We start from the raw sequence: 11,250 nt of genomic DNA on the forward strand, positions 1-11,250 counted from the left end.
TCTATTCCGACAGTGCGGCCATACGCGCCTTCAAGAGGTCGATCATCCCTTTCACCTTCGTCGTCAACGCGCCCGGCGGTCGCAGCGCGTGGATGCAGCTGCCGTCTGGTCTCGGCGGCAGCGCGGGGAAGAGCCGCACCAGCCGGCCGTGCCGGAGCGGCTCGGCCACCAGCCATGTTTGCAGATGGATGATCCCCAGCCCTGCGATGGCGCTTGCAAGAAGCCCATCCATGTCGGCGCAGACAAAACGACCGGAAACCTCGAGCCGGTCTTCCGAGCCGGTTTCGCCGAACTGCCACATCCCAGCCTTCATCGGCTTCGGTGTGGTCAGGCAGGCGTGATGCACGAGGTCTGCCGGGACCGCCGGAACACCGTGGCGCTGAAGATAGGACGGCGCGGCGCAGACGACGCTCTCGGTTGCCGCAAGCTTCGTCACGAGAAGCGCGGAATCCTGCAGCTTGCCGATGCGGACAGCAAGATCGATGCTCTCCCCGATGGGATTCACGGCCCGATCCTCCAAAGACAGTTCGAGATGCACCTTCGGGAATCGTTCCAGATAGATCGGCACCAACGGAACGACGTGACGCCGGCCGAAGCAGACCGGCGCCGAAATCGTCAGCCATCCCTGCGGTTCGCTCGCCATCGCCGCCACAACGCTCCGGGTCTCCTCGAGCTGGCCAAGCGCCTGCCGGGCGCGATGGCAAAGTGTCTCCCCCGCTGACGTCAATGCGAGCCGACGCGTCGACCGATAGAATAGCTCCACCCCGAGTTCACTTTCCAGCAGGTCGACCTGCCGTGATATCGACGACGCCTGCATGCCGAGTTCCCGGCCGGCAGCGGAAAAGCTTCCCGCGGCAACGACCTTGAGGAAGATGTCCAATCGATCCGCGAAACCCGTCATCTTTGCGCCCTATGCTCAGCTCCTGAGAATATAGAGCCGATTATCGCAGCTGTGCGCAAGTATTAAGGTCCTCGCTGTTGTCACACGAGCCCTCCTCGGCGCGACCCACCTCTTCCGGATGTTACACACCGCTGGTCTCGAGGCCGGCCGACCGATACTGCACGCCATTTCTTTGAGAGGAAAAACATGCCTTCCGATACAATCGCCATCAGACCGGACCGGCAAATTTCTCGGCGGCTCGACAGCGCAATCGACTCCGCATTGGAAGAGAAGCGGCTCGTTGGAACTGTGGTCCTCGTCGCCCAGGAGGGCAGCATTGCCTATAGTCGCACCGCCGGCATGGCGGATCGGGAGAACAGCGTGCCAATGCGCACGGACACGATCTTCCGGCTTTCCTCGGTGACCAAACCGATCGTCACCATCGCCGCCATGCGGCTCGTCGAAGAGGGACAGATCAATCTCGCTGATCCTGTCACTCGCTGGCTACCCTATTTCCGTCCACGGCTGCCGGACGGATCTGAACCGGCCATCACGATCCATCATCTGCTGACGCACACGGCGGGCCTCGGCGACAGTTTGATAGGCGATGCCGGCGAAAGGAGGCCAGACGGCACCAATTTCGCGGGCGGACACCCTGCCTGCATCGCGCTCGAAGAAAAACTTCGCCGGCTTGCGAGCGAACCGTTGCTTTACGAGCCCGGTGGAGGCTGGCGCTATTCGATCTCGATGGATGTGCTCGGCGGCGTCATCGAAAAAGAGACCGGCGGCCCGCTGGGCGAAGCAGTCGCCGCGCTCGTCACTCAACCGCTCGGACTTTCCGATACCGCGTTTCATGTAACGGATCGCGGTCGTCTTGCCGTCCCCTACAAGAATGCGACGCCGGGACCCGAGCCGATGGCGTGCGAGGATTCGGTCGTCACCTCTTCCGGCGTGATCCGCTATTCGACGGAGCGCATCCTCGATCCTCACAGCTATCACTCCGCCAGCGGCGGCATGGCAGGCACAGCCGAGGACATCCTCGCCATACTCGAAACCGTTAGACGTGGCGGAGCGCCGCTGCTTGATGCAGGCACCGTTTCCGCAATGGTCCACGACCAGACGAACGGCCTTACTGAGCTTGCGCGACCCGGGCTAGGTTTCGGCTACGGCTGGGCTGTTGTCACCGATCCGGACCACTCCGACTTGCCGCTGGCGCGGGGAGCGCTCCAGTGGGGCGGCGTCTACGGCCACTCATGGTTCGTCGATCGGGAAAGGAAACTGACAGTGGTGGCGCTTACGAACACAGCGCTCGAAGGATTGTTCGGCGCCTTCCCGCTGGATATCGGCAAGGCCATCTATCGGGCGCTGTAGGCCGGGTCATGATAGGTCGTCACCGTCATCGCTGTCGCCGCCCACCAGCAGCGGGCGGCGATCGGTGATCACCGCCGGATAATCCACCTGCATGAAGTAAAGTCCATCCGGGGGTGCAACGGGACCGCAGGCCTTGCGGTCGCGGGCATCCAGCGCGGCACGGACATCGTTCGGCGTCCATTTGCCCTCGCCCGCAAGCTTCAGTGTTCCCGCGAAAGAACGGATCTGGTTGTGCAGGAAGCTTTGGGCGGTGGCGCGAATCTCGATCAATTCGCCGTTTCTTGTCACGTCCAGCCGATCGAGCGTGCGGATCGGACTGTTGGCCTGGCAATGGGCGGAGCGGAACGTCGAGAAATCGTGCTTGCCGACCAATGCCTGCGCCGCTGCATGCATGGCCTCGTGATCGAGCGGCTTCGGCACCCACCAGGCCTTACCGGCCTCAAGCGCCAATGGCGCGCGACGGCTGATGATGCGATAAAGATAGTGGCGCCGCAGTGCCGAGAAGCGGGCATCAAAGAACTCGCTTGCCGCTTCCACACTGATGATCGCGACGCGCTCGCCGGCCAGCTTGAGATGGGCGTTCAGCGCGTTTTGAAGCTTGAAAGGCAACCATTCCCTGGCAAGATCGGCATGAATAACCTGACCTGTAGCATGAACGCCGGAATCGGTTCGGCCCGCCCCACGGATCGATACCGTCTCACCGCTTGCCGACAGGATCGCCTTCTCGATCGCGCCCTGAACGGAAGGTCCGTTTTCCTGCCGCTGCCAGCCGACGTAAGGACCACCGTCATATTCGACGATCATGCGATAGCGATGCATCAGGACAGCCTCGTGCCAGATGCGAGCGATGTCCCACGCAGGAAGTCGGCAGTCGGCAACTGCTTGCCGCCGGCCTTCTGCAATCTAGTCAGGCGAACGGCGCCGGTTCCGCAGGCAACGACAAGATCGTCTGTCAGCAGTTCGCCGGCGCTGCCGCTGCCTTTCGCAAGTTCCGAGGCCAACACCTTGACACGCTCAGGCTTGTCGCCAATTGCCACTTCGAGCCATGCGCCCGGAAATGGCGCCAGACCGCGAATGTGGTTATGGACATCTATAGCGTCTCGCGAGAAGTCGATCCGCGTCTCGCCCTTGTCGATCTTGGCGGCGTAGAGCACGCCGTCCGAAGGCTGCGGCGTCAGGGGAAGATTGCCCGTCTCGAGCTTGACCATTGCCTCAGCCATCGCCTTAGCGCCGACATGCATCAGCGCGTCGTGCAACTCCCCGGCCGTAGTGTTCGCGCCGATCTCGACTTCGCTGGTGAGGGCCACCGGGCCGGTGTCCAGGCCCTTGTCCATCTTCATCACCATCATGCCGGTCGTCTGATCGCCGGCCATGATCGCCCGCTGGATCGGTGCAGCACCCCGCCACCGCGGCAGCAGCGAGGCATGACCATTATAGCAGCCGTAGCGCGTACCGGTCAGGATCGCCTCCGGCAGCAGCAAGCCATAGGCCACGACAACGGCAACGTCCGCATCGTGAGCCTTGAAGCGTTCGCGTTCTTCCGGATCCTTGAAATTCACTGGCGTAAAGACGGGGATACCGAGCAGTTCGGCAGCCTGATGCACAGGTGACTTCTGCAGATCGAGGCCACGTCGTCCGCCCGGCCTTGGCGGTTGGCTGTAGACAGCGAGGATCGTATGCCCGGCATCGACCAACGCTCGCAAAGTCGGAACGGAGAATTCGGGCGTACCCATGAAGATGATGCGAAGCGACATTTTATCCCGCCATGTTTCCGGTCGGCCTCTTCAAACGGGGTTGCGAGCGTCAGATCAAGCCGTCGGATCGCAATCGGCGCACCGCAAGCCGGCTGCCGGCGCAACTCAGAGCTAGAGCGCCTTCGCCGACTTCGCCGCCTTGGTGAACTTCTTGATCACCATGTCTCGCTTGAGGCGAGAGATGTGGTCGATGAAGAGTACGCCATTCAGGTGATCGATCTCATGCTGCAGGCAGGTCGCGAGCAGGCCGTCGGCCTGCACCGTCTGCTCCTTGCCGTCTCGGTCGAGATATTTCACGGTGACGGCCGCCGGGCGTTCGACTTCGGCATAGTAATCAGGGATGGAAAGGCATCCCTCCTCATACACCGAGCGCTCGTCGGACGATGCGAGGATCTCCGGATTGACGAATACGAGGGGCTGCTTCTCTTCGCCTTCACGGGAAACGTCAATGACCAGCATGCGGCGCGGCACGCCGATCTGGATGGCAGCAAGGCCGATACCTGGCGCGTCATACATGGTTTCAAGCATGTCGTCGGCAAGGCGCTGGAAATCGGCATCGACGCGCTCGATCAGCTTGGAAACCTGACGAAGCAGCGGATCGGGGAGAATGATGAGTGGCTTGATGGTCATGGCGTTCCCATAACGCATCTTTTTCCAGGATGGAATTATCCGGTAGGCGGGTGGAGCGCTTTTTTACGCTCCAGCCCGGAATTTAGCCGCATTCCTGTCAGGCGGCGCGGCGCGGAGCGGCCATCGAACGATGTCCGACGCCCGTGCGGAAGCGCTGCAGCAGCGCCACCAGATTATCGACCTCGCCGCGAAGGCGCCGTGTCTCGGCTGAGGTATTCTCGACCATACCCGAGTTCTGCTGCGTGATCGTGTCCATGTTGCGAATGGCGACGCTGACCTCGTTGACACCGGTAGCCTGATCGCGTGCCGCGGCGGCGATATCGGCAACGAAGCGGTTGATGATATCGATGCGGTTGATCATGTCGTTCAGTGCCTCGCCGGTGCTGCTGACGATGTCGACCCCTTCGTTCACCTGTGACGAGCTTTCCGAAATCAGGTTCTTGATCTCCTTGGCCGCATCGGCGGTGCGTTGCGCGAGTTGGCGGACTTCTTGCGCCACAACGGCAAAACCTTTGCCTGCGTCGCCGGCACGCGCAGCTTCAACGCCGGCGTTCAGCGCCAGCAGGTTCGTCTGGAAGGCAATCTCATCGATCACACCGATGATCTTTGCGATCTCGGTCGATGACTTTTCGATGCCGGCCATCGCGGAAACGGCGCTGGTGACGAGTTCGCCCGAACTCTTGGCCTTCTGTTGTGTCTCGCGAACAGCACCGGATGCCTTTTCGGCGTTTGCGGCCGTCTGGCCGACGCTGACCGAGAGTTGCTGCAGTGCCGCCGAGCTTTCCTCGACGCCGGCGGCTTGCTGCGCCGTGCGCAATGCAAGATCATCCGAGGCCTTGGCAATCACGTCCGTGCCCCGCAGGATTTCACCCGAAGTTGCCCGTACCGACGCGAAGGACGTACGAAGAGCAGCGACCGCGCGATTGTAATCGTCGGCCATGCCCTTGAAATTGCCGGGGAGGTCGGGCGGTAGCGTCGCCTCGAGATCGCCGTTCGAAAGCGCTTCCAGGCTGCGGCGAAGATGATCGAGGGCGATTGCCTGATCCTGCTCGGCTTTCGCCCGCTCTTCCTCCAGCTTGCGGCGCTTCTCTTCAAGTGCTTCGAGGTAGACCGAGATCGAGTAATCCATATCGAGCATCGCGGCCTTGATAACGGCGGCGAGCTTCTCGGCCAGCACCTTGCCCTGCTGCCTGGCGAACATCGAGGGCCACTGCTTGGCCATGAGGCCCTTCACGAGTTCGCTCATCAGCAAGGCATAGCCACCGATGTACCAGCGCGGTTCGAGGCCGATGCGGGCATGCGTCTTGCCAACCGCAACCACGCCTTTCACATAGGCCTCGTCGAAGTTGCCGCCGGCCAGATTGGCCCAGTGATCTTCCTGGCGCTTCTTGGCGTGCCCCATATGCGCCTTGTCGGCAAAGAAGCCCGCGACCTCGGATGTCTTCGCCAGCTTCGCGTAGAACTTGTCGAGGGCGCCGCCGAGCAGCTCCGCGATCGCCGGGCGCATCTCGCGAAGCGCCGTGCGGGCTCCATCATCCAACTCGATGAAATCGAGGCGTTGCTTGAGCGCGCTGTCGGACTGCTGGCTGGTCATGATGTCTCTGCTTTGCGATTGATGCTGAAAGGAAAATTGAGCAGAGCTTTTGCGCAATATGGTTGAGCAATGGTTAAATGCGCTTCCGATTCGTCAGCTGCCGTTTGCTCTCTGATGTCATCTGGTTTGCCGGAAAGCTTGTGGGTTGTTCACGTTTTGATCTGGATATCTCATTTGAGTTTGCTATTGTTGCCAGCATGAACACCAGCTCTGAGTCGTTTCTCCTCGCCCTGACGCAGATAAGCCCCGCCATGCTGGCCCTTGCCGGAGGCGCAATCGCCGCGCTGATCCTGCTTCTGGTCGTCCTCCTCGTCCGCAGCGGACAGGTGCGGCGCGAGCAGGCCGAGGTCGCGAGCCTTCGTGCCGCCGAGACGGACGCCCGCATGGCCGAGCTTCTGAAGATCCAGGCCGAGATCCATGGGCGCATGTCGACGATGGCCGAAGTGTTCGGCTCGAGGCAGTCCGAACTCAACCAGGCGATCAACCAGCGCCTGGACGGAATGTCGCAGCGCGTCAGCACGACGATCAGTGAACAGACCAAATCGACGCACGAGAACCTGCAACGGCTGCAGGAGCGTCTCGCCGTCATCGATGCCGCCCAGAGCAATATCCAGACGCTGGCGAAGGACGTCGTCGGTCTGCAGGCGATCCTCTCCAACAAGCAGACACGCGGCGCTTTCGGCCAATCACGCATGGAGACGATTGTCGCCGATGGCCTGCCGATGGGCGCCTATGCATTCCAGCAAACGCTGTCCAACGGCTCGCGTCCCGACTGCACGATCCGCATGCCGAACGGCGCGCCGCCGCTGGTGATCGACGCGAAATTCCCGCTCGAAGCCTGGAACGCGATCCGAGACGCGGGCGGACCGGATGGAGCCAAGGTTGCGTCGCAGCAGTTCCGCCGCGACATGGAGACGCATATCCGCGATATCTCGGAGAAATACCTGATCCAGGGGGAGACGCAGGACACAGCCTTCATGTTCGTGCCGTCGGAATCGATCTTTGCCGAGATCCATGAGAATTTCGAAGCGATCGTGCAGAAGGCACACCGGTCGCGCATCGTCATCGTGTCACCTTCGCTGCTGATGCTCTCCATCCAGGTCATTCAGGCCGTGCTGAAGGATCAGCGAATGCGGGCCCAGGCGCATGTCATTCAGGGCGAGGTCGCGAGCTTGATGGACGATCTCGGCCGCCTCGACGAGCGCGTGCGCAAGCTGCAGAGCCATTTTTCCATGACCCAGAGGGATGTCGACCAGATCCTTACCTCCACCGATAAGCTCACCAAGCGCGGCGCGAAGATCGAGGCTCTGGAATTCGAGGGCGGCGACAGCGGCAAGGCCACGGCACGAGATAATGACCCGGCGCCGAAATCCGTCGACAGCCGCAGCGGGCTTCTCAAGCTCAGGGTGGTTGACGACGAGTAAGGCCTTCGGGCAGTGTCGCGCCCAAGAAAAGCATCGGACGGGACACCATGATCACAGTTTTCGGCTCCATCAATATGGACCTCATCGCCACCACCGCGCGCTTGCCGAAGCCCGGCGAAACGGTCGCTGGCAATGGCTTCTCGACGGCGGCAGGTGGCAAGGGCGCCAACCAGGCGCTTGCCGCGCGACGCGCCGGGCGCACCGTTCACATGGCAGGCGCCGTCGGTCGGGATGGCTTCGCAGAGCCGGCGCTCGTATTGCTGAAGGAGGCCGGCACGGGGCTTGAAACCGTCAAGCAGGTCGACGAGCCGACCGGAACCGCGCTGATCCTGGTCGGTGGCGACGGCGAAAACATGATTGCTGTTGTGCCCGGTGCAAACGGCACGATGACGCCGGGTGATGCCGATGCAGCGATCGATGCCATGAACAAAGGCGACATCCTGATGCTTCAGCTCGAAGTGCCGGTTCCGGCCGTCGAGCGGGCGCTGGCCGATGCCCGCGCCAAAGGCGTGACGACCGTGCTCAACCTTGCCCCACTGATCGACGATGCGCCGCGCCTCGGCCGCCTTTCCGATATTGTGATTGCTAACGAAACAGAGTTCGAGCGCCTCGCCGGCCAGGAAAACATGGGGGCAGATGATCGCGAAGCCGCACTGAAACGGCTGAATGCGGAAACTGGGCAGACCTTGATCGTAACGCTCGGCGCAGACGGCGTGATCGCGATCCGCAATGGTGTCATTTCCCGTGCCAAGGGGTTGAAGATCGAGCCCGTCGATACGGTCGGCGCCGGTGACACCTTCTGCGGCTACTTCGCGGCGAGCCTGGACGAAGGGCTGGATTTCGAGGCCTCCCTGCGGCGTGCGGCCGTCGCCGGCTCGCTCGCTTGCCTGAAGCAGGGCGCCCAGCCATCGATCCCCTCGAACGCCGAAGTCGCAAACGAGCTATAGGGCAATTCGTCCCGCGACATAGCGGGGCGGCTTGCCGCAGGTTCCATCGATTTTCGTTGGATTTCATTCAAATTTAAGAGGTTTCCGACGATGTTCCAGCATCACCGGATCTCTCCCAGGGACCGGCTTCTGTAACGGCTGCTCCATGAGGGGGCGACGCCCCTCTCCCTGTGCCGATGAATGCCCTCGTCCGGCACATCCTTGCTCCCCGAGGAATCCATGTTCGTCTTTCGCATGAAATCGCTTGCAGCCAAGCTTATCCTCATTACCGGCATTGCCATCGCCCTCGTCCTCCTCGTTTCCAACTTCTTTCTCATCGGTGAGACGCGCAACCGCGTCCAGACACTCACCATGGACCAGGCCAATCTGGAAGCGAAGTCGATCGCCAACGAGGTCGCCTCTTCCGTCGGTGAACTGGCAGGGGCGGCACGCTCCATGGCCGGCGCGATCGGCCGTGGTCAGGAGGGCAAATATCTCGACCGCAAGGCGGTTCTCGACATGCTGAAGGCAAACGTCGAGAGTAACCAGTTCGCCTTCGGTAGCTGGTTCGCCGAAGAGCCGAACGCCTTCGACGGACAGTCGGCCAGCATGGCTGGCAAAGTCGACTTCGGTGCCGCGAAGGATGGTACTTTCAACCCGTACTGGACGAAGAGCAAGGATGGCGGCTTCACCTTCTCCACGTTCGAGTCCGACTACAAGGCTGCCTGGTACGCGCTCGCCGCGCAGAGCATGAAGGGAGCGCTCACGCCGCCTTATGCTGAGACGACGACCGGCGAGAATACGGCGATGACCTCGATCGCCTATCCGGTCGTGTCCGGCGGCAAACTGATCGGCGTCGGCGGCGTCGATATCTCGCTGAAATCGCTCCGCGACAAGCTCTCGACGCTCCACCCCTTCGGCTCCGGCCGCGTCACGCTACTCTCGCAGACCGGCAAATGGATCGTCGCGCCGATCCCCGATCTCTCGATGAAGGATTATGACGGCGAAGGCGCGGATGCGGTGAAGAGTGCGCTCTCGACGCTGCAGCCTGCGGTCGTCAAGAACCTGACTTTCGACGGCTACGAACCCTTCGACCGCGTCGTCTATCCCTTCGCCCTGCCCGACGTGAGCACGACATGGGTGATCCTCGTGGACGTGCCACACACTGCCATCAACGCGCCCGTTCAGGATCAGACCTTTATGATGGTCGTCGCAGGCATCCTCGTGCTTACCGCAGTCATGATCGCCCTCTACTTCGCGGTCCGCGCGTTCGTTCAGCGCCCGATTGGTGGTCTTGTCGCCAGCGTCAAGGCGCTCAGCGACGGGAAGTACGAGCATCCGGTTGCCGGCCAGGGTCGCGCCGACGAAATCGGCTCCGTTGCCAAGGCCCTTGAAGGCTTCCGCTTTGCCCTCGCCGACACGCAGCGCCTTGAAGCCGAGGCGAACAACCAGCGTGACGCAGCTGAGGCCGAGCGCGGCCGGTCGGAGGCGGAGCGGCAGCAGTCGGTTACCCTGCAGCGTCACATCGTCTCGATCGTCGGCTCCGGCCTGTCGGAGCTGTCGCAAGGCAATCTCGGCCATCGCATCACCGAGGACTTCCCTGGCGAATACGCCAAACTGAAGCAGGATTTCAACGCGGCGCTCGAAAGCCTCGAGGAAACCATCAAGACGATGAATCTCAGCGTCGTGAACATCGGCTCCGGTACGAGTGAAATCAGCGGCAGCGCCTCCGATCTCGCCAAGCGCACCGAGCAGCAGGCAGCAAGCCTGGAAGAAACAGCGGCAGCGCTCAACGAGCTCACCGCGCAGGTTAATTCTAGCGCCGAGAATGCCCGTACCGCTGCCGATAACGTCAACCTCGCCTGCGAGGATGCGGAGAAGTCGGGCGAAGTGGTGCGCAAAGCGATTGCTTCGATGCAGGGTATCGAGCAATCCTCCACCGAGGTCTCGCGCATCATCGGCGTCATCGATGAGATCGCGTTCCAGACCAACCTGCTGGCGCTGAATGCCGGTGTCGAAGCAGCACGTGCCGGTGAAGCCGGCAAGGGCTTTGCCGTCGTCGCGCAGGAAGTCCGCGAGCTGGCGCAGCGGTCCGCCAATGCCGCGAAGGAGATCAAGACGCTCATCAACACCTCGGCCGTGCAGGTCAAGGAAGGCGTCGATCTGGTTGGCCGCGCCGGCGACACGCTGCACAAGATCTCCGAGCAGGTGATGGGTATCAATGGCCTCATCCGCCAGATCTCTGCCTCGGCCAGCGAACAGGCGATCGGACTGAAGGAGATCAACCAGGCCATGAACCAGATGGACCAAGTTACCCAGCAGAACGCCGCCATGGTCGAGGAAACGACGGCAGCCAGCGTCACGCTCAACGATGAAGCCCAGACGCTGAAGCAACTCGTGACACGCTTCCGCGTATCCGGCATGGGTCACGCTTCGGCACTGCGCTCGACGGCTCAGCAAATGCGCGCGCCAACCGGGGCACCGACCTATCGCCAGGCAGCAGCAGCGGCACCACGGCGCGCGGTTCCTCAAACGCACGGCTCAGCAGCGCTTGCCCAGGACAACTGGGAAGAGTTCTAAGCCGGATTCGACCACCTGAATCGGGTAGGAGGGAGCCTTGCGGCGTCCCTCCTACCACACCACCGTGCGAACGGTTCCGTACACGGCGGTT

The 11,250-nt window shown here is 62.0% G+C and carries 9 protein-coding genes; 4 read left to right on the forward strand and 5 right to left on the reverse strand.

Annotated elements, in window-relative coordinates:
- Position 1: 1 nt before the first annotated feature.
- Positions 2–901, reverse strand: coding sequence for a LysR family transcriptional regulator (locus tag PMI09_RS27420; RefSeq protein WP_007802054.1), 900 nt, complete (start codon positions 899–901; stop codon positions 2–4).
- A 186-nt stretch (positions 902–1,087) separates the two neighbouring features.
- On the opposite strand from PMI09_RS27420, the gene PMI09_RS27425 reads away from it, so the two are divergent.
- A complete protein-coding gene (locus PMI09_RS27425; RefSeq protein ID WP_007802056.1) occupies positions 1,088–2,251 on the forward strand; it encodes a serine hydrolase domain-containing protein in 1,164 nt (387 codons plus the stop codon).
- Positions 2,252–2,257: 6 nt separating this feature from the next.
- Here the strand turns inward: PMI09_RS27425 and truA are convergent, their stop codons facing one another.
- The 4 genes from truA to PMI09_RS27445 all read right to left on the reverse strand — a co-directional run bounded on the left by truA (position 2,258) and on the right by PMI09_RS27445 (position 6,229).
- Positions 2,258–3,070 carry a tRNA pseudouridine(38-40) synthase TruA gene (gene truA / locus PMI09_RS27430; RefSeq protein WP_007802059.1) on the reverse strand — a complete coding sequence of 271 codons (813 nt, stop codon included), beginning with the start codon at positions 3,068–3,070 and terminating at the stop codon, positions 2,258–2,260.
- Complete coding sequence (gene fmt / locus PMI09_RS27435; protein ID WP_007802061.1) at positions 3,070–4,005, reverse strand: methionyl-tRNA formyltransferase; 936 nt, start codon at positions 4,003–4,005, stop codon at positions 3,070–3,072. Before fmt ends, truA begins: the two co-directional genes overlap by 1 nt.
- A 111-nt stretch (positions 4,006–4,116) precedes the next feature.
- The gene (gene def, locus PMI09_RS27440; RefSeq protein WP_037084372.1) at positions 4,117–4,635 is read right to left on the reverse strand and encodes a peptide deformylase; all 519 of its coding nucleotides are present in this window, start codon (positions 4,633–4,635) and stop codon (positions 4,117–4,119) included.
- 97 nt (positions 4,636–4,732) lie between these two features.
- Positions 4,733–6,229, reverse strand: a complete 1,497-nt coding sequence (locus PMI09_RS27445) for a methyl-accepting chemotaxis protein (protein ID WP_007802065.1) — start codon at positions 6,227–6,229, stop codon at positions 4,733–4,735.
- A gap of 197 nt (positions 6,230–6,426) precedes the next feature.
- On the opposite strand from PMI09_RS27445, the gene PMI09_RS27450 reads away from it, so the two are divergent.
- The 3 genes from PMI09_RS27450 (at position 6,427) to PMI09_RS27460 (ending at position 11,159) form a co-directional block, all read left to right on the forward strand.
- Positions 6,427–7,653, forward strand: coding sequence for a DNA recombination protein RmuC (locus tag PMI09_RS27450; RefSeq protein WP_037084374.1), 1,227 nt, complete (start codon positions 6,427–6,429; stop codon positions 7,651–7,653).
- 47 nt (positions 7,654–7,700) lie between these two features.
- Positions 7,701–8,600: a ribokinase gene (locus PMI09_RS27455; protein ID WP_007802069.1), complete on the forward strand. Its 900-nt coding sequence runs from the start codon at positions 7,701–7,703 to the stop codon at positions 8,598–8,600.
- A 219-nt stretch (positions 8,601–8,819) separates the two neighbouring features.
- Positions 8,820–11,159 carry a methyl-accepting chemotaxis protein gene (locus PMI09_RS27460; protein ID WP_007802071.1) on the forward strand — a complete coding sequence of 780 codons (2,340 nt, stop codon included), beginning with the start codon at positions 8,820–8,822 and terminating at the stop codon, positions 11,157–11,159.
- Positions 11,160–11,250: the final 91 nt, after the last annotated feature.

The organism is Rhizobium sp. CF122, assembly GCF_000282035.1.
In the GTDB taxonomy this organism is placed as follows: domain Bacteria; phylum Pseudomonadota; class Alphaproteobacteria; order Rhizobiales; family Rhizobiaceae; genus Rhizobium.